Annotated in this window: 14 protein-coding genes; 3 read left to right on the forward strand and 11 right to left on the reverse strand. The window is 42.1% G+C overall.

Annotated elements, in window-relative coordinates:
• Window positions 1-34 precede the first annotated feature (34 nt).
• The 9 genes from ACH0BF_RS07340 to ACH0BF_RS07380 form a co-directional block, all read right to left on the reverse strand.
• Window positions 35-1,267, reverse strand: coding sequence for an MFS transporter (locus tag ACH0BF_RS07340; protein ID WP_406909228.1), 1,233 nt, complete (start codon window positions 1,265-1,267; stop codon window positions 35-37).
• 390 nt (window positions 1,268-1,657) lie between these two features.
• The gene (locus tag ACH0BF_RS07345; protein ID WP_406909177.1) at window positions 1,658-3,928 is read right to left on the reverse strand and encodes an S-layer homology domain-containing protein; all 2,271 of its coding nucleotides are present in this window, start codon (window positions 3,926-3,928) and stop codon (window positions 1,658-1,660) included.
• A 348-nt stretch (window positions 3,929-4,276) separates the two neighbouring features.
• The gene (locus tag ACH0BF_RS07350) at window positions 4,277-4,762 is read right to left on the reverse strand and encodes a DUF2798 domain-containing protein (RefSeq protein WP_340851485.1); all 486 of its coding nucleotides are present in this window, start codon (window positions 4,760-4,762) and stop codon (window positions 4,277-4,279) included.
• A gap of 450 nt (window positions 4,763-5,212) precedes the next feature.
• Window positions 5,213-6,517, reverse strand: a complete 1,305-nt coding sequence (gene hutI, locus ACH0BF_RS07355) for an imidazolonepropionase (protein WP_406909179.1) — start codon at window positions 6,515-6,517, stop codon at window positions 5,213-5,215.
• Window positions 6,517-8,190, reverse strand: a complete 1,674-nt coding sequence (gene hutU, locus ACH0BF_RS07360; RefSeq protein WP_120035945.1) for a urocanate hydratase — start codon at window positions 8,188-8,190, stop codon at window positions 6,517-6,519. The genes hutI and hutU overlap by 1 nt, the downstream gene beginning before the upstream one ends.
• A gap of 225 nt (window positions 8,191-8,415) precedes the next feature.
• Window positions 8,416-9,882 carry a response regulator transcription factor gene (locus ACH0BF_RS07365; RefSeq protein WP_340851489.1) on the reverse strand — a complete coding sequence of 489 codons (1,467 nt, stop codon included), beginning with the start codon at window positions 9,880-9,882 and terminating at the stop codon, window positions 8,416-8,418.
• A gap of 54 nt (window positions 9,883-9,936) precedes the next feature.
• Window positions 9,937-10,848: a DMT family transporter gene (locus ACH0BF_RS07370; protein ID WP_406909181.1), complete on the reverse strand. Its 912-nt coding sequence runs from the start codon at window positions 10,846-10,848 to the stop codon at window positions 9,937-9,939.
• A gap of 162 nt (window positions 10,849-11,010) precedes the next feature.
• Complete coding sequence (locus tag ACH0BF_RS07375) at window positions 11,011-12,204, reverse strand: hypothetical protein (protein ID WP_406909183.1); 1,194 nt, start codon at window positions 12,202-12,204, stop codon at window positions 11,011-11,013.
• Between the two features lie 144 nt (window positions 12,205-12,348).
• On the reverse strand, window positions 12,349-13,527 hold the full coding sequence (locus ACH0BF_RS07380; RefSeq protein WP_406909185.1) for a M20 metallopeptidase family protein: 1,179 nt from the start codon (window positions 13,525-13,527) through the stop codon (window positions 12,349-12,351).
• Window positions 13,528-13,699: 172 nt separating this feature from the next.
• Between ACH0BF_RS07380 and ACH0BF_RS07385 the strand changes: the two genes are divergently transcribed.
• The 3 genes from ACH0BF_RS07385 (at window position 13,700) to sspK (ending at window position 16,140) form a co-directional block, all read left to right on the forward strand.
• Window positions 13,700-14,926: a MerR family transcriptional regulator gene (locus ACH0BF_RS07385; RefSeq protein WP_340851493.1), complete on the forward strand. Its 1,227-nt coding sequence runs from the start codon at window positions 13,700-13,702 to the stop codon at window positions 14,924-14,926.
• 94 nt (window positions 14,927-15,020) lie between these two features.
• Complete coding sequence (locus ACH0BF_RS07390) at window positions 15,021-15,851, forward strand: histidine racemase CntK family protein (RefSeq protein WP_406909187.1); 831 nt, start codon at window positions 15,021-15,023, stop codon at window positions 15,849-15,851.
• 127 nt (window positions 15,852-15,978) lie between these two features.
• Complete coding sequence (sspK, locus tag ACH0BF_RS07395) at window positions 15,979-16,140, forward strand: small, acid-soluble spore protein K (protein WP_120035939.1); 162 nt, start codon at window positions 15,979-15,981, stop codon at window positions 16,138-16,140.
• 45 nt (window positions 16,141-16,185) lie between these two features.
• On the opposite strand, the gene brnQ is transcribed toward sspK, so the two are convergent.
• Window positions 16,186-17,505: a branched-chain amino acid transport system II carrier protein gene (brnQ, locus tag ACH0BF_RS07400; RefSeq protein WP_340851497.1), complete on the reverse strand. Its 1,320-nt coding sequence runs from the start codon at window positions 17,503-17,505 to the stop codon at window positions 16,186-16,188.
• A 350-nt stretch (window positions 17,506-17,855) separates the two neighbouring features.
• Window positions 17,856-19,259, reverse strand: a complete 1,404-nt coding sequence (locus ACH0BF_RS07405) for an aminotransferase-like domain-containing protein (protein ID WP_340856294.1) — start codon at window positions 19,257-19,259, stop codon at window positions 17,856-17,858.
• Between the last annotated feature and the right edge of the window lie 112 nt (window positions 19,260-19,371).

A 19,371-nucleotide genomic window follows, 5' to 3' on the forward strand; every position in this document is an offset into this window, starting at 1 on the left:
AGGAGCTGCTTCTTTCTAATTCCCTATATTTACTCTATCCCTGAGGGTCCACAGGATCCGGCTTTGTTTCCCCTCTCATATTATATAAAGGTAGAACACAGATCATACCGATAATAAACAAAACGGCTGCCGCTTCAAAAATAGCGATGAGAGAGAACAAACCTTTTAGGAGGCCTGCTGCACTCATCGTTAATACCATCGAACCAGTAAACAATGGACTTAAAATCCCATTGACCCTGCCAATGAAAGCACCTTCTGTTCTTTGCAAAATCATCGTGTTAATGCCGATCTGGATACAAGGCATCATTAGCCCGTTAAAAAATTCAGCTATGAGTGTCAGCCAAAGGTTCGTAGATAATCCCATTACCGCCAAACCAATGGCGTTCGCAAGCATTCCGCAGATAAGAAGCTTTTGCGGAGCGACTGTTTTAGCAAAAACCATCACGCCTGCTCCACCTATAATCATGCCGACGCCATTCACCATAAATAGCCATTGAAGGTTTTCTTTGTGCAAGCCTAATTGCTCTGTTACGAGAAAGATCGAAAGCGGCTGAATAAACCCCATGCCCAGCCCTGCTGCCATAAAGCATAACCCCAACAAACTTAACTCTTTCTTTTTCAACACATATTGAATGCCGCTTTTCATTTCCTGCCATAAAGTTGTTTCTCTATTTTCTTCCTCCATGCTCCGGTCTTTAGGTAGAAAACCGAGTGCGAAAGCCGAAAGCAAAAAAGCAGCGCCTGTAATAGCAATTGAAATGTTGATGCCAAAAGATTCAAAGACAAACGTGCCAATAATAGGGCCTAAGACCATAAACACGGCAAATAATGTTTGGTAGACTGACATCCCCGCCTGCATCTGCTCTCCGGCTAAGTGCATTTTAAATAACTTCATGCCCGACGGCTGAGAGAACTGTGAAAGAATCGCTGATATCAACGTGGCAAAAAATACCACTTTCCAAGTTCCCATAACAAGCGTTACCAGCACCGCAAATACAGATAAAGCACTTAAAATGTCACACCATACCATTGTTTTCTTTGGACTCCAACGGTCAGCAAACGCGCCTCCAATAAATGAAAAAATAAAAATCGGCGCAAACTCTGCTACTGAAATCATTGAAACTGCAAACGGGTCACCATTTGTCTGCTCCATAACGAACAGTAGAACAGCAAAATTCCGTATCCATATACCGATCTGTAAAAAAAGACCTGAAATAATAATCGCCTGAAAAACGCGGTTCCGAAATAAATTAGGCGATGGCTTTATTTCAGCTTTATCACTTGCTTTGTTTGAAATGTTTTTTTCCAAAATAAAAACCCCCTCAGAGAGTTTCTGAACAGGAGGAAATCAGTACAATACAATGTCAAACAGGACATGATATCCCTAATGGAAGAGACACAATGATCTTGTTGGTTGTATAAAAATGTACAAACTAATCCTATTCAGAAAAATTTCGTATACTCATTAACGATTTTTTCTTAAAGAATAGGATTAATAGATCATAGCTTCAGGTCCACCCTTCCATTTTTGTTAATAATATCTTAATCGATACGCTTTATTAAGGCAAGGATTTTCCTGAATAATCAAAACAAAAAATCAGTTCTATAAAAAAGAAGCTGTCCACAGCCAACAAGCATGGGCTAGGACAGCTTCTTTTTATTCAGCTAGCAAGTCAAGTGTATCTTTCGGTCGTTCGTTCACATCTGCTTTTCTTGTAGTGGCAGGATACGCTTCATTAATCATGGCACCGAAGCCCTGCTCGCGAAGCAGCTGAACAACCGCTGGAATAATCGGTTTTTCATTATCAACAAGGTACTTTGTTTTTTGTTTAATCATGGCATCAAACGCTTTGCTGCGCGGAATATCTACTTCCGCAAAGATATTTTGGCTCAACAATAAATCCATCAGCGTTAAGTTTTCATAATCATTGCCGCCAAATTTGCCATTGCCGTTATATTGATACCAAAGGTCGCCGTTCGGACGAGCCCAGTTTAAGTTCTCAACCCCTGCTTTTAATTGCCGGGCTGTTGTTAAATAAGCATTATTTTTCGTCTGTTTATACGTTTCAAGTAAAAATCTCATTTCACCAAGTGTGTGATTAAGTGAGGCATGAGTTCTCACTTTCGGCCCATCAGCCTTATAATAATCAGCAATTAAATAACTTGATGCCGTCACTGGAATAATATTTCCAAGCCCCTTTTGCGAGACAAGAAAATCGGCATAACGCAGATTCGCTCCTTTTAGCTGTGAAATATTTAAGGATTCGGCTGTGTTCTTAAGAAATAAAGCGGCATTTTCATTATGGCGGGTATCAATGTAAGGAGCTGTCAGACCATACTGCTCTTTGAGCCCTGAGCTTGTATACTCGGTTTCAAAGATAGGATTGTCACCAGCAGTCAATGCTCCCCCGGAAAGAGTATCAAGATCGGCCAGTGAATTAACAACGAGATCACGAAGGTAACGCTCCTTATTCTCATTATAAACGGTTAAGTAAACGCCTCCTTGTAGACGCCCTACATTGCGTCCATATCCCATTTGATGAGCCGGTTCAATAGACCAAGGCAATTTTGTGTAGGCTCCATCCGCTGTGAGCCAGTTATTAATAGAAATATACTCTGCGATTGTACGTTTGAACCAGTCGTCCCGGTTACTCGCATTTTCAAACAGCGGTTTGCCTGAGAGCAGCAGCCATGATTCAGAAATGGCTTTTCCTCTTACTTCCATGTTCATTTGGGCAGTAATCGTTTGCTTCGCTGTATCCTCGACTACTTCATAGCTCTCTTTTTCATCAAGCAGCTCTCGAATAACAGATCTTTGTCCGTTTGAGTAGTTCGTCTGTCGTTGGAGAGAAATATAATTTTTACCGACCATCATTTCATTTTTTAATGTTGTCCCGTTTTTCACCGATAGGATACCAACAGGATGGGAGGTTTTATCAACACCAAATACAGAGTGATGTGATTGATTAACCGTTCCGAATGAAGAGTATTTTGCTATCGAATGTTCATTGGCTTGCTCAAATGGCAGGCTAACAGAAGCGGAATACGTATCGGAACCATTGTGAATAAATTTCGTAAATACAAATGTATCGCCATTATCCAGCTTGCGCAATGTGACTTGAAGGGAGCCAAGTGGTTTAGATACCTGCCCTAAATAATAATAGTAGTGGCTATCTGTAGATAAAACATGATCATCCATCACCTTTTTGTTGTATATAAGCGGGACACCTTTCGTATTCATCCTCACCTTCACAGACTGCTGATCATTAACAGGAATGACGACCTCCTGGTTATCTGAAGGCTGCGGTTTCTGTTCACCACCTAGCAGATCGAGCTTGTCCATCATTCTATATATGAATACAACAGCTTCTCCACGTGTAGCTACCTTTTGTGGTTCAAATCTATTATCGGCAGTTCCTTTAATTAAGCCATAGTAACTCATTCGCTCAACAGCGCCATATGCGTATTTTCCGATTTTCGAGGCGTCTGTGAATGTGAGTGGCTGTCTTTTTGTATAATCGCCTTTCAGCTGCATCGCCCGATCCAGCATAGCAGCAACATCTGACCGTGTCACCGGTGCATCAGCAAGAGCTAACCCCTTGGCATTTCCACTAATCAAGCCTGCTTTCTTACCAGCAGCTATTTCCTTATAAAGACGGCTGCTGGCCGGCACATCCGGAAATGCTGATTCACCCGCTGGCAAATCTAATGCACGGACTAAATAAGCAACAAATTGTCCTCGTGTCACCTGAGTATATGGACGAAATTTTCCATCTTCATAACCGCTAACGATTCCCATGCTATTAAGTGTCTCAATCTCCTTCTTCGCCCAATGACTGTCTATATCGGTGAGGGATTGGGCAGAGGCATGGATGACGAAGGTAAATATAATGAATAAAGCAGCCAGACTACCTACAACTCTTCGCATAATAACTCCCCTTTATGTCTCTAGTTAACTAGTACAGAAAGATTATATCATAAGAGAAAATTTTACAGTCGGTGATTTCAAAGGCTAGAAAAGGCAAAAGAGTAGCTATTCCCTCAAGTATCTATTGATAATAAAGTTATTGAATTTTGATTAAAAAGGATAAGAGCCTTACTACATTCTATGCGCAGTAAAGCTCTTTAAAGTTGTTGCAAATTATATCCATCTGCTTATGTATTACTTAAAAAATGAATAATGAAGTTGTTTACTTCTTATTGAGCTAACGCCCCAGATAATTTAACCCAAGACATAAAAAGAATAATCTCAGGAGCTACCTGTAACGTAACATAGTTAGACTACTAAATTATTTTGAGTAGTTTTTATATACTTAGTAAATATATAGCGAACTATTGGCCCTATAATAATGATTTGCAAAGGTAATGCTACTACAAAATTCCTGAAAAATACGGAGAAAAATTCCTTGATAACCGAGTTGGAAGAAAAACCATTGTGGAAATAACTTGTCACCAAACCGTAAATGGACATGAAAAAAGCCATTCCAATAACCATACATGTGGATATTGTTAGAACCTTATATAGCACATTTGTTGTATTTGTTGTTAATCTATAAGCTACTTTTTTAGCTAGAGGTCCTACTAGGTACAGGTCAAGAATTAATGCAACAATAAACCCTATAAGAAAATCCGTTATTCCTCCCAAGAAAGAAATTTGTCCAAATGCATCATTAAGGTAAAGGTTATAAAGAGTCATAAAAAGCACCATTCCAAAACACATGATTAAACCAAAATAGAGGCTTTCTTTTCTAGTAGTTGGCATATGTTAACACTCCTTTCTGTTAATAGAGTCAGTATATAGATTTCACAAATTCTTCGTAAGTGACAACTTTGTGACGGCTGTATAGAGAATAAAAATATTTAATTAATGAACATGATGAAAAAGGTTCTAAACTGGAAAGAAGTAAGATTGTGAATCAACTATTATTTATGTTAGTAATTGCAGTTGTTTTTATATAATTGATCGGTTGAGTACAAAAGAACCGATCAATTATTTTAAAAATATGGAAGAAGGATGTTTAAACAACTTTATTATCTCTGCACATCAAGGGGATTTCTTGCCATCCCTCCAACCACTATCTCAGCGTGAATACTCTCTTTCTCTCCATATCTATTCAACAAAAAAGAACCTCTCATAAAAGCTAGGCTTTTTGAAAGGTTCTTCTTGATTAGTTCTTATCGTGTCAACAATGTTTCACGTGAAACATTCCTTCTATTCGGAAAACACATGTGCATTTACATTAGCCTTTGTCTGTTTGCCACTTACTACTCGCACGCCTTTTTTCCAGACAGAATGAACATGATTCACACCGAACAAATATTGCAGCTCCTGATAATTCTTTACGTTCCATAAGACCACGTCCGCCTGCTTGCCAGCTTCCAATGAACCAATTTGTTTTTCTCGGTTAATCGCGCAAGCGGCATTATACGTAGCAGCTGTCAGGGCTTCTGCCGGCGTCATTCTCATTGAAATACAGGCTAAATTCATCACGAGCGGCATGGAAGTGGTCGGTGAGGACCCTGGGTTGCAGTCTGTAGATATAGCAACAGGAACGCCCGCATCAATCATTTTTCTTCCTTGCGCAGCTTCTTCACGTAAATACAAGGCCGTTGCCGGAAGAAGACAAGCAATCGTCCCAGCTTTCGCCATCGCTTCTATGCCTTCATCCGAGGCTTTCAACAAGTGCTCTGCAGAAATGGCCCCTACTTTGGCTGCCAGTTCAGCTCCACCATAAGGCTCAATCTCATCTGCATGTATTTTGGGAATGAGTCCGTACTCTTTTCCCACCTCCAATATTCTTTCAGATTGTTCTGGGGTAAACACACCCTTTTCGCAAAATACATCGTTAAACTCTGCCAGCTTTTCTGCCGCTACAACAGGAAGCATATCATTAATGAGATGCTCGACAAACTCATCTTCCCGCCCCTTGAATTCTGGCGGGACAGCATGGGCACCCATGAATGTCGGCACGAGATCAATCGCATGCTGCTCCTGTAATTTCTTCATTACTCTTAATTGCTTTAATTCTGTTTTTATATTCATGCCATACCCGCTTTTGCCTTCTACTGTAGTTACCCCATGTTCTAAAAATGAGTTCAGCCGGCAAATGGTTTGTTCCATTAACTCGGCCTCCGTTGCTTCCCGAGTCATCCGGGCAGTCGCATGAATTCCTCCGCCTGCATTCATAATTTCCATATAAGTAGCGCCTTCCAGACGCATTTCAAACTCGCGTTCACGGCTTCCCCCGTAAACAACATGTGTATGGGGATCTACAAGCCCTGGGGTAACCAAATGGTTCGAGGCATCCAAGATGTCCGCTTGAGCTAATTTATCTTTATAGCGCTCTTCCAACTCCTCCGTTGTTCCCACAGCTTGAATTATTCCATCTTCAATCCATAAGCTGCCGTTTTCGATTAACCCAAGATTGGAAGCATCCTCCTTGGAACGGGGCCCTTTCACGTCTGTAGCCAGAGTCGCGAGCTGTGCCGCATGTTTGATCCAGATTGGTTTTGTCATCACTGATCCCCTCTCTCAAGCATTGGCATGTGAATGCCTTTCTCACGTGCTGTTTTCTTTGCAAGCTCATAGCCGGCATCGGCATGACGTACAACCCCCATGCCCGGGTCAGTCGTTAATACCCGCTGAAGACGCGCTTCTGCTTCTTTCGTACCGTCCGCGACAATAACAACGCCGGAATGCTGGGAGTACCCCATGCCAACCCCGCCGCCATGGTGAAGCGAAACCCATGTCGCCCCTCCAACCGCGTTAACCATGGCATTTAATAGCGGCCAATCCGAGACAGCATCTGATCCGTCTTTCATCGCTTCTGTCTCACGGTTAGGAGACGCCACCGATCCGGAATCTAGATGGTCGCGGCCGATGACGATCGGTGCTTTTAATTCTCCGCTTGCCACCATATCGTTCAAGATTTTGCCGAAGCGGGCACGTTCTCCGTAACCGAGCCAGCAAATCCGGGAAGGAAGCCCCTGGAATTCGATTTTCTCCCGTGCCATGCGAATCCAATTGCACAAATGCTCATTGTCCGCAAATTCACGTAAAATCGCCTCGTCTGTTTTATAAATGTCCTCCGGATCTCCTGATAACGCTGCCCAGCGGAAAGGCCCTTTTCCTTCACAGAACTGCGGACGGATATAGGCAGGGACAAAGCCCGGGAAGGCAAACGCATTTTCCACACCCTCGTCTTTAGCAACCTGGCGGATGTTGTTGCCGTAATCAAAAGTGATCGCGCCTTGTTCCATCATGTCAAGCATCGCTTTCACGTGAGTCGCCATCGATGCTTTCGAAAGCTTCACGTATTCTTCTGGATTCGATTCCCGAAGCTTAGCCGCTTCTTCTAAGGACATATTCACTGGAACATAGCCGTTTAATGGATCATGAGCTGATGTTTGGTCCGTCAAGGCGTCTGGAATAAAGCTGCGGGCAATCATCTTCGGCAGAATCTCTGCTGCATTGCCAAGCAGGCCGATTGATAAAGCTTTACCTTCTCTTTTTGCTTCTTCCGCCAAACGGATGGCTTCGTCCAATGAGTTCGTTTTCACGTCTGTATATCTTGTTTCAATTCGGCGGTCAATTCTCGTTTCATCTACATCGATAGCAATACAAACACCGCCATTCATGGTCACAGCTAGAGGCTGAGCACCACCCATGCCACCAAGTCCTGCCGTCACCGTGATTGTATGCTTTAACGTACCGTTGAAATGCTGCTTCGCCAGCTCCGCGAAGGTTTCATATGTGCCTTGTACAATTCCCTGGGAGCCAATATAAATCCAGCTTCCCGCCGTCATTTGGCCGTACATCATTAACCCTTTTTGGTCAAGCTCATGGAACGTGTCCCAGTTGGCATAAGCTGGCACAATATTGGAATTGGCGATCAATACACGAGGAGCATCGTTGTGTGTTTTAAACACCACAACGGGTTTTCCTGATTGGATGAGAAGTGTTTCATCGGCTTCAAGCTTTTTCAGCGTTTCAACAATCGCATCAAATGCTTCCCAGTTACGGGCAGCTTTCCCGATGCCTCCATAAACGACCAGCTTATCGGGATGCTCCGCTACATCAGGGTCTAGGTTGTTCATCAGCATGCGTAAAGCGGCTTCTTGTTGCCACCCTTTTGTGTGTAATTCCGTGCCTCGGTAACGGATTACTTTTTCCTTTGAAATCGTATTCATTTCTTCAACCTCCTTGATTTGTTATCTTTATTCTATAGTGAAAATTCTGATACTTTTTTATGAATTATTTTTTATTTTATATTTTATTTACAAAAAGTTTATGTTAATGAATTTTTTTATGTTTTGTTTTATTTAACTTTCATTTTTGCAAAACAAAAACGATTCAGCACCAACTGAATCGCTAGGAATAGAGCAATTTTTATTAATGAATAGAATGAAGACCCTTTAATAGCCCGAACGATAGACGGATGGCGTAACGGATTCATATAATTTAAACTTCGCATTAAAATACGACTGGTGGGTATACCCCGCTAACCGGGCTATTTCCTCCAATGATAAATCCGTCTCTTTTAAGAGCCGCTTTGCCTCTCGTAGACGCACTCGATGCAGGGCGTCACGAAAAGTTTGCCCCGACTCAGCAGCAAAACGACGGCTAAGTGTGCTTTTATTCATGCGCAATGTTTCCGCACATGCTGCCAAGTTCCAGCTGGCATCCCAGTAATTCGCTTCAATCAATTCTCTCGTCTTCTCTACGAGAGAATGCGCCCCTTCTTTTAACTGCCCATGATTTTGGAAAAGTAAATCTTCAATAAAAACCAGTAATTCTTCAATAATTTTGTAAATGACAGGCTGGTGAATAATGTCTTGAAACACCTTATGATAGTTGGCTTCCAGATAAGGGCTTTGAAGTTCGTGTGACTTCATATGCCTTCTTACTTGCGCTAAAATGCTGGTTAGACGAATTCGGACAATTTCCGGATCAGGATAAGGCGGCTGGAATGTCAAGAATGCTGCTTCCATCCAGCTGCGGATTTCCTTTGTCTCTCCTTTTTCAAGCATTTCAATCCACTGTCGCTGTTCTAACGGTGTTAAAAACGGATCCATTTCTGGAGGGTTGGTTTGTCCGCTTTCTGCCAAAATAATATCATACCCTTGAAAAAAAACCTGACGGGTCAGCTGACGTATTTTTTGATAAGCGCTTTTAAATGTTTCTTTGGAAGAAGCTGTTTGAATAACAATGGCCAACGGTTCAGTCATCCGTTCCTTCCATTCAGCGAGAAATGCTTGATACTCCTCTTTACAAACAGTAGCTTCTTTCGTTGACTGCACACATAAAACGAAATCTGATAAAGCAAAAATCCGATACTTTCCACTAAAGGAATGCCGCTGAAGCTGCTCATACACTAGTGGAAGCATCATTGGCTGAGGGGCTAAAAAGGCCGCCATGGTTACCGATTCCCCAGTCGGGCGCTCTGTAAGAAAGAGATCAGGATAGTCGACTAAGCCGGCATATTCATCTTGCAGACTAAAGTCGGAAACGGATGATCCATTTCGTAATTCATAACGCAACTGCTGGATGAGTTTAATCAATTCTAGTGGAGAAAAAGGGCGGAATAATACGTCTTCTGCGCGATAACGCAAGGCCCGATAAGCTGTTTGGAAAATCCTTTCAGAAGAAATACCTAGCCAACGAATTCCTTTTTGTTTTAAGATTTCTCCGAGCTGCATGTTCTCTTCTGTCCATCCGTCCATGTTCAAGATAGCAAGAGTCACATGTTGCCTCTCAATAGCAACCTCAAAGTCTTTGGTTGTGTCCCATACTATGAGCCGGACTCCAGTCAGGTGAGATTCAATCATCCATCGGATGCCCTGTTCTTCTAGTTCGTCCTTTGCTACTAAATGAATGTCCATCTCCTATCCCGTCTCCATTTCTCTTCTATAAACAGCAGAAATCAAATGATCAATCTATGTACTGCTCTCTGCTTTTTTCCTTAAAGTTCCTCGTTGTTTTCTCCCGAATACATTTACTACCACAACACTTAAGACAGCTACAATGCCTCCAACAACAGACAAAGTACTCGGCAGCTCATGAAGCCAGATCCAAGCAACTAGAATAGCGAACACCGGTTCAATATACATCATACTCGTCACAGCACTCGCTTCACCCATGGACAAAGCAATAGCCCATGTAACATAGGCTAGAGCAGCTGGAAAAATACCAACATATATGGCCGAAATGGTCGCTTCCACTGTCGCTCCCTCGATTTGTTGGAAGAGACCGGGAAAGAAAGTGAAAAGAGGTAAAGTGCCTATCCAAGTGAAATAAGCGGTCAGCTCAATGGGTTGATAGCGATACAACAGCGGTTTTTGAAAAACGAAAAAAACAGATGTTGCAATCGACGCAATTAATAGTAAAAAGGCTCCTTTGGAAATGCCAAATGTAGACCCTGCTGTTCCTAATGTAATTAGAAAGATGCCTATAAACCCAACAAATAGCCCAATCCAGCCAAATAAGCCTAGCTGCTCTTTCAATACAAAAACGGCTATAACCGCCGTAAAAACGGGTGCCGCAGCAATTAACATACTAGCTGTGCTCGCTATAACGGTTTCTTCTCCAAATGTCACACAGATCTGATAGACACTAATCCCAACCCAGCTGAGAATACAGATTCTCATCATGTCCTCTTTTTTTGGCAATCGAAATTTTATTCCCGGCCAAACAGCATATAAAATAAAAATCCCTGAAGCGATCATAAAGCGGAAAAGAACCAAATGACCTGCAGAGTAACCACCATGCAAACTTGCGCGAATAGCTGCAAATGAAGAACCCCATATGATGATAGTGAAAGCCGCCATCAAAAAAGCCTTCTTATTCATAGCTTTCACCTCCCATTATTTCATCGATCAAAATATCGTGTAAACAAAACATACACAATCTTATAGAAAAAGCATAAATATAGCAATCTTTAATAGCTGGAAAGCATGCTGACTAAACTGGATGTTTCACCGCTAAAGATCAGCGTTATACAAGCTTCTTCTCTAAAGCGTGCTCATTACAACACCGGCAATAAAAACGGAAGCAATCGTAACGGTTGTAAACCCTCCCACCAGCATAGGAGATAAAATTTCATTGAAAATATATTCTTCTTCCTCTTTTGTCCTTGCGATACTGCGGCTCACTTCCTCACAAACTAAGTAATCACCTGGAAAGCCAAACATCGCTGTTAAGGCGACAGGAACCCCTTTGTCTGTATCCCACTTGACGATTTTTGAACCGACGAACCCACCAAGGATAATGCCGACGGCTCCGATAGCAAGAATGGCCATAACGGCTGGAAAATAATCCAGCAGCATTTGGAAAGTGATCCCATTCATAGACTGAATAATAGCAAATACGATGGCAAGCATGACAATCCCAAAGGAGTTGGATTTTTCCAGCATGCTTTGACGGTAAAAACCAACATACGTGCCGATTAAACCAATAACCAATGACCAAAGAGCATAGTTGATGCCTGTTACTTTATCTAGCATAACAGCTAAAGATCCGCCGATAAACAACTGAAAAATTAAAATTGGAGCTGTCGCATACCTATCAGAAAGCCAATGCTTTCTTTCTGCTTTTGTTGCTTCTGGACCCACTTCCTCGTTTGGAAGAACGACCTCGCTCGTTGCGGCAAGATATTTTTCTTGATCAAAATTCGCTGAAAGCTTCTTGGCATAGCGGCGAAGAAAAAACGAGGCCAATGGTAGCCCGACCAGTGTTTGCAAGCCAAGAATAACAGCTGGCACGGTCACTAAGGCAGCCAAGCCCAATTCGTGTAATTTATCTGATGTAATGATAAAGGCGACCACACCCCCACTTATCGGACCGACGCCGGATGCGGCAGTCTCATAACCAAAGAGCGGTGTCACCACTAAAAGGATCGTTCCTGTTGAAAGAATGATGCCAATCAGTGCAATGATAACAGACTTATATTGCTGCTTAATCATCTTCATAGGAATCAGCGTTCCCATATGGACAACGAGTGGTGCAAACATTAAGGCTCCCAGTGTGGCAAGTGTCGAATGATCCAGAAGATCCTCCGGAAACACGCCGATCCAAATAAGCACTAAATATCCGAATAACGCAATGGCCAACATAGGCACCCGGGCCCTTGTTTTAATTGACAAAATTTCTCCGACAACGATTAATGACAAAATAATCATAGTAGCAATAACCGGGTCTTTCAACATTCGTATCACTTCCCCTTTTTCGTTTATTAGATTTTCAACTCTTCTAAGTAAAACGCTTTCAATCATTAGAGTGTTGAATGTTGAGGGCCTTGTCGTCTTTTCTTCTCATTGACTGCGTCTCTCTGATCACCTATACAATAACTTTTATTTACAACATAACTTTTTAGCGATTCCTACGAAATAATTTACGCCGAACTGCAATGCTTCTTCGTCCACTTTAAATTTAGGATGATGCAGTGGATATGCTTCGCCAAAGTCCGGGTCATGAACACCGATAAATTGCATAGAAGCGGGGATTTCTTGAGAGAATGCAGAGAAATCTTCTCCCCCAAATAAAGGCTCTTCTACATGAATCACATTTTCCTTGCCAACCACATCTTCTGCCACTTCTCTCGTAATCTTGACTGCTTCTTTATCATTCACTACACTTTTATAACCCTCGTGCCAAATGATTTCATAGCTGGCACCGTGTGCCTCTGTGAGTCCTTTTACAATTTGATTGACATAACCCTTGGCCTGTAAGCGGATATCATCATCAAGTGAACGAATTGTCCCGCCGAGTTCTACTGTATCCGGAATAACATTCAGGGCACTTCCGCCATTGAATTTTGTGACAGAAATAACCGGTGATTTTAAAGCCGGCAGTTTTCTAGAAACGATCTGCTGAATATTCACTGCTATCTCTGCTCCAACCATGATTGGGTCGATGGTCAGTTCTGGAGTAGAAGCATGACCGCCGTAACCGATGATTCTGATGACAAAATCTGCGTTACCCGCGCAAAGCACTCCTTCTCTCATGCAAATTGTGCCCGTCCGTTCATACGGTGTTACGTGAAGGGCAAAGGCATAATCGACTCCATCCACCACTCCCTTTTCAACAAGCTCCACTGCTCCTCCTGGAGGCATTTCCTCTGCGTGCTGAAAGATAAATCGAATTTCCCCGCTAATTTCATCCTTTATCTCAGAAAGTGCCTTCGCTGCACCTAACAGCATAGCTGTGTGAGCGTCATGACCACACGCATGCATAATTCCCGGATGTTTTGAAGGGAAAGCAGTATCTGCCTCTTCTAGAATGGGGAGCGCATCCATATCTGCACGAAAAGCAATGACAGGCTGATTCCCAACAGACGTCTTGGCCCCTCTTAGCACGGCCAGTACACTTGTTTTTGTAGGTTTCGTTACTTCCAATCCTGAAAAGCTTGTGAGATGGTTGTAGACATACTCAGAAGTTTGGATCTCTTGAAAAGAGAGCTCCGGGTTCTCATGAAGATGCCTTCTCCATGAAATGACTTCCTCTTTTAGTGAGGCTTGTTGCACTGTCATAGGAAATTCCCCCTTACTTGTTTTGAACGGTTCAAATTCTTTTAATTTTTCCGTATAATCAGTTTATTGAGTGGTGTTAACCGGATGTCAATAACCATTTTAATTGAATTTTCAGAAAAAATGGAGCCTACTCTACTTTTTATAAAACAGAACGAAATGGGGGAATGGCAGGGTGAAAATTGGAAGTTTCGCCAAGAAATTTGGTGTGTCCATCGATACAGTAAGATACTATATCGACCTTGGACTCTTAATCCCAGACAAGGAAAAAACACAATATCAAATGAACCAAATGTGTCTGGAAGATATGGCTTTCATCCATCAGCTAAAACAGGTCCGTTTTTCCCTGAAAGAAATTCATAAAATATTGTCCCTTAAGCGACTCACCAACAGTAATGATAACGAGGATGCCAGCTACTTTACTAATCTGCTTCTTGAAAAAAAAGCTGACCTGATGATCGAAAAAGATGAAATTTCAAAAGCGATTCATTTGATTGAAACAAAGATTCATTCAAACAAAGATGATTTTTCAAATCCTGCCAAAGTGGGGATGCCTTTATTCTTTGTTCCTTTATTTTGCTGTCCGCATTGTCACCAGTTACTAAACTTAAAAGATGCTTCCATACAGGGACATTATATATATAAAGGCGTGCTCTCTTGTCCATGCGGCTACCAGGCAATCATCAAAGAAGGAATTCTCTTAACTGATCAACTGAAGTCTTCACCGAATAAATATTCGATCTATGAAATTGATGTGAAGAAGTGGAACCCTGGCTTTGTTAGCCTGCTTGAAAAAGGAAAGCTATGGATGATCAAGGAATTAATGAAAAATGACTTAGCTGGTAAAATCGTTGTGGAGACAAATATCGAAGTTTCTATGCTTTTACCTAAATATCTATCATCCCTTTCCGATAAAGCTTATTACATTTTCACCTGTCATTCCCTTAAGACAATTGTGGAATTAAAGAAAAAAATTGAAAAAGCCAATCCGAATTTAACCGTTTTGTATATCGTCAACAGTGATCTTCATTTGCCATTAGTTCATCAATCGATTGATTTCTTTATTGATAGCACATCGTTTACTCAATTTTCTTTAATTTACGAAGAATCACCGGTCGCCATTTTAAGGCCTTATTTAAAGAAGACGGCGCGCATGATAGGCAGCTACGTCTTCTATAGTACCCATGCTAAATCACTAAAAAAGATTCAAACGATTTATCCGGCAGCAAGCTCTCGCGCCCTTCACTTGGACTACTTAGAAAAAGGCCTGCGGCACAACAGACTATTCACGACAAAAAAAGAAGAAATTGGCTATACAGAAGATCCAGGCAGCTATTTCAGCTATCATGAAGCAGGAGAGAAAATGAAGCTGCTCGCCTATGCAGCGTATTGCCATGAATAATAGGCCAAACAGAAATGCCCACATTGACCCCTTTGAAGTACAAGTTGTTAAAAATAACCTTTAACAACAGCTGAACAAAAGGGGATCTACTTAAATGCCTACCGAAAAAGGAGTTTTCATTATGAAGCTTGATTTTATTAAAGCGAGTCCTTCACAAAATATAACTGCTTTAATTACAAACTACGTAGCACCGGCTCATTATGCTGCGATTGCCAATACGATCATGGGCTATGAATACCTGAATGCAGAACAAGTTGGTTTTATCGTTTCACCGAAGAGAGATGATTCTGTTCTCCGCTTAGAGATGTCGGGCGGAGAGTTTTGCGGTAACGCGATTTTATCTGCAGCCGCTTATTGTCTCTACAAAGGATTAAGCACAGAAACACGCTTTCTTCTGGAGTCTTCTGGCTCCGACACACAGCTGGCCTGTGAAGTAAACGTTAAGTCGCCTTCTTTTTTTGAAGCAAAAGCCGAAATGCCCAATCCTCTTTCGATTAAAGAACTGGCTGTTAATGCCCATGACCACCCTGTTATCGGAAGTCTTGTACGGCTGGAGGGAATTACTCACTTCTTGACCGATCGCTGGCTATGTGAAGAAGAGTTTGAACTCGTTCTCCAGAAGCTTCTGGAAAAAGTCGATGATAAAGCTATTGGAATTATTCCCTATAAAAAATTAACGAAAAATGAATATGAAATCCGTCCCTTTGTCTACGTTAAAGAAACTGGCAGCAAATTTTTCGAGCGTGCCTGCGGCTCCGGCACATTAGCTCTTGGTGTTCATTTAGCTCAAGACAATCAAGATCACACATTCATTGTCCATCAGCCAGGAGGCATCATACATGTAGAAGCCGGCAAAAAAAATTCCATATCAACCAATGTTCGTTTTACCTCTGAAGGAACGGTTAACCTCGAAGCAGAGCGGTAAAAAGCGAAAATATTATTTTACGTTTCCCACAAATTTTATCGGGACAGCCCTTATACTTTTTTATCTTCTACTCATACTAATAGTGCGTGAGAGCTTACACTTTTTACTTTGCGCTTGGAGGAGAACAATGAGAAACAAAGCGAAGAACTTTCCCGATGATAATATGACTGGCGAGGGTGAAAAAGCTCGTGCTAAAGCGCGATATGCGTCTAAACGGGCGGACGGCACAACGAATACCCATCCGCAGGAGCGAATGAAGGCATCAAGCGAAAGAACAACGGAATCTTAAAAAGCAGGAGGGGCTTCCCTCCTGCTTTTTTTAACCGTATAACTCTTATTTGTTTTCTGCATGATCCAAAACAGATTCCTGGCTTTTCTTCTGGCCATTCGCCTTGTCGATAAGCGCTCCGGCTATTAACCCAACGATGGCAGGTGCAAGCCATGAAAACCCGTTTGCACTGAGCGGAAGCATGGAAACCACACTGCTTAAAAATCCAATGTTTAAAACAGACCCTAATGTTTCGAATAGACTGACAATGAATGTTAAAAGAATGGCTCCTCTGTAGGCTCCTGCATTGGGAATATATTTGCGGAACACTCCCAAGAAGACCAACACAATGGCTACTGGATACAACGCCAAGAAGATTGGCATCGCATAGTTAACGATTTTCCCAACGCCCATTGTGCCAATGACAGTGCCTGTCATACAAATAACGAGCAACCAAGAACGATAGCCTATTTTCTCATTAGTCAGCTTCATTAAGAACTCAGCAATAACGGCAATAACGCCGATAGTCGAAGTGAGACACGCCAGAGCAATAGCAATCGATAAAGCAACTGTTCCCGCTCTTCCTAACAATGTATGGACTAGTTGCGATACGAGTGCTGTATCTCCAATATCTTTAGGAAAGGCTCCACTGCCTGATGCGCCAATATAGAGAAGGCCTCCATACACGATGAGCAGGCCCACTCCGGCTATAAGTGTTCCAGTAAGAGCTAATTTCCTCGCCTGTACTCCTTTATACCCATAGCTCGTAATAGCAGCAATAAATATGGGGGCACAAAAAATGCCGGTCACAATATCACCTGTCTGGTAAGCGCTAATAAAAGCATTTGAAAAAGGTCCTTTTAAATCTGTTGCAACTGGGGTTCCAATCGGATCGAATATCCCTTTGCCTACGACTGCTAAAAGAATGATAACGAGAAGAGGCGTTAAGATTTTCCCGATCTTATCAATAACATTTGATTCGTCCATCGCAAAATAAAAACTAATGGCAAAAAAAACGACGATGGTTAAAACAGAAGGAACTTGAGGAAATAAGGTTTGAACTCCCAATTCATGTGTAGTAGCGGCCATTCGCGGGATTGTAACGAGCATACCAATTCCGACCATAAGCAAAAGATTAAAGACCTTATAAAACCAAGGGCTAATCGGTCTTGTCAGCTCTTCAAACCTTCCACCGGCATTCAAGATGGCAATAACCGCGAGCAAAGGAAGTATAATGCCTGTAACTGTAAAGCCAGCCAATGCCGGAATCCAGTTGGTCCCTGACACATTGCCGATAGACGGCGGGAAAATTAAGTTGCCCGCTCCAAAGTAAAGAGCAAATAAGGCAAAGCCCAATATCAGGCTATGTTGTATCGTCTTGTTCATCTTGTTGCATCCTTTCTCCCAATCTCACTCTCTGGGAAACCGCGTTCATTTTTATAGCGCGCGCCAGTTATCTTGTTAGTTAAAATCAGCGATCTCCCATTTGTTTTAAACAAATCGCAACTTCCATGCCAACTAATTGTTACGAAGCAAATACTGTCTTGCTATATTAGTTATATCCTGTAATAACGTGATCTTTCCGCTATTTACAAATGACATAAAAGGAGAGTATTTTGGAGAAATAACCGCAAACATTCGAAAATAAAGGGAAAATTTTCTCTCTGTGAGTAAAGATATTTTTACTAAGAACCCGCCCCTGGGTAGGCCTTACTCATAGAGACTTGAAAAAATAACTACTGTCCTTCTAAAACTTTCTTAATCTTGATAATAGCTACTTCCATGCGCTCAACTTCCTCATAGGAATAAGATAACCGTATAGTCGAATGGCTATCATTGTATATAAAGCCAGGATTGATTAATACGCCGCTATTTAAGCACGCTTTAAAAAATGTATGCATATTCACCTTTTTATTTAAAGTAACCCATATAAAAAATCCCCCTGAGGCAGCACGCCATGTAGCATACTCACTTAAATGCAAACGCAATAGCTTAAGCAGATGCGCTCTTCTTTCCTTTAAATAGATTCTTACTTTTCTCAAATGCTTCTCATACAGTCTGGAACGAAGCAACTCTCTGACCAGTACTTGTGATAAATAACTAGAACCATAATCGGTCTGCATTCTGACATCACTAAGACGCTTAACGACGTCTTCTGGCCCGGCAAGCCAGCCGATCCGAAGACCGGGGGCAACTGTTTTCGAGAAGCTGCCTACATACAAAACTTGCCCGCTCTTATCCAGCGTCTTCAAAGGTGCTGGTGCAGGCTCATCAATCCATAGGTCTCTAAATATATCATCTTCGATTACCGGCAACTGAAAATACCGGCACTTGTCCATCAATAACTGTCTGTGCTCCTTTGACATCGTAGTACCCGTAGGATTCTGATAAGTTGGATTAATATAAAGGGCAGATGAGCCTTTTGGGATGTTTTGTTGAAAAAGCTCTTCTATATTCAAACCATTCTCATGAACAGAAATCGGCCTGATGGAAATCTCTGCCGTACGGAATAAATTGACTGAATGCAAATACGAAGGGTTCTCCAAAAAAACGGTAGAGCCTTTTTTTAATATGCCAATAGCAATGAGCGTAAGAGCTTGCAAAGCACCTGATACGATCAATATACTCTCCGGCGCAATAGATAGTCCATATTCCTCCATATGCCTGCTGATTTCCCCTCTTAATCCTGCATCCCCTAATCCATTTCCGTAACCAAATTCCTGCAACTCGCCTGAAACCTTCGTAAGGGCTGCAGCTATGTCGGCTTGCGGAAACAAGTCGGGACCGAGCTCGCCTTTACTTAACTGAATGACATCCTTTCTATTTTCCAGTTCATTGATTGACTGTACCGTTTGATTACTTGAAGGCTGTAAAGACCACTGGGTCAAATTCTCCCAATCCGGGGGAGAGATAGCAGCTGAGAGCGACCAGCGATTGTTCACCACATATACGCCACTACCTGCTCTGCCTTCGAGCAGGCCCTCCGCCTTCAAAATTTCAATGGCAGTAATCACTGTGCTTCTATTTACAGCGAACTGTTCAGCGATGGCTCTTTGGGGAGGAATTCTGCTTCCGACCACCCATTCCCCCTTGTCTATTTTCTCACGAATTGAATGGACAATCTGAAGATAACGGGGCATCTTACTCAACGAAAGGCCTCCTCTCTATCCGCATTCCTGCTTCTGTTGGTTTTTTTTCTAGTCGATTGGTTGGCGATTTCCAATACCAGTTACCTTATTATAAATTCACCAG

It is taken from the genome of Pseudobacillus sp. 179-B 2D1 NHS (assembly GCF_045370945.1).
Lineage (GTDB): Bacteria > Bacillota > Bacilli > Bacillales > Domibacillaceae > Pseudobacillus.

Excerpts from the sequence above, each read along its gene's own strand:
- brnQ (WP_340851497.1), bottom strand. The coding sequence starts at position 17,505 with ATGAACAAGACGATACAACATAGCCTGATATTGGGCTTTGCCTTATTT.
- ACH0BF_RS07380 (WP_406909185.1), bottom strand. The coding sequence starts at position 13,527 with ATGACAGTGCAACAAGCCTCACTAAAAGAGGAAGTCATTTCATGGAGA.
- hutI (WP_406909179.1), bottom strand. The coding sequence starts at position 6,517 with ATGACAAAACCAATCTGGATCAAACATGCGGCACAGCTCGCGACTCTG.
- ACH0BF_RS07345 (WP_406909177.1), bottom strand. The coding sequence starts at position 3,928 with ATGCGAAGAGTTGTAGGTAGTCTGGCTGCTTTATTCATTATATTTACC.
- ACH0BF_RS07350 (WP_340851485.1), bottom strand. The coding sequence starts at position 4,762 with ATGCCAACTACTAGAAAAGAAAGCCTCTATTTTGGTTTAATCATGTGT.
- sspK (WP_120035939.1), top strand. The coding sequence starts at position 15,979 with ATGAGAAACAAAGCGAAGAACTTTCCCGATGATAATATGACTGGCGAG.
- ACH0BF_RS07375 (WP_406909183.1), bottom strand. The coding sequence starts at position 12,204 with ATGTTGAAAGACCCGGTTATTGCTACTATGATTATTTTGTCATTAATC.
- ACH0BF_RS07390 (WP_406909187.1), top strand. The coding sequence starts at position 15,021 with ATGCCTACCGAAAAAGGAGTTTTCATTATGAAGCTTGATTTTATTAAA.
- ACH0BF_RS07405 (WP_340856294.1), bottom strand. The coding sequence starts at position 19,259 with ATGCCCCGTTATCTTCAGATTGTCCATTCAATTCGTGAGAAAATAGAC.
- ACH0BF_RS07370 (WP_406909181.1), bottom strand. The coding sequence starts at position 10,848 with ATGAATAAGAAGGCTTTTTTGATGGCGGCTTTCACTATCATCATATGG.
- ACH0BF_RS07365 (WP_340851489.1), bottom strand. The coding sequence starts at position 9,882 with ATGGACATTCATTTAGTAGCAAAGGACGAACTAGAAGAACAGGGCATC.
- hutU (WP_120035945.1), bottom strand. The coding sequence starts at position 8,190 with ATGAATACGATTTCAAAGGAAAAAGTAATCCGTTACCGAGGCACGGAA.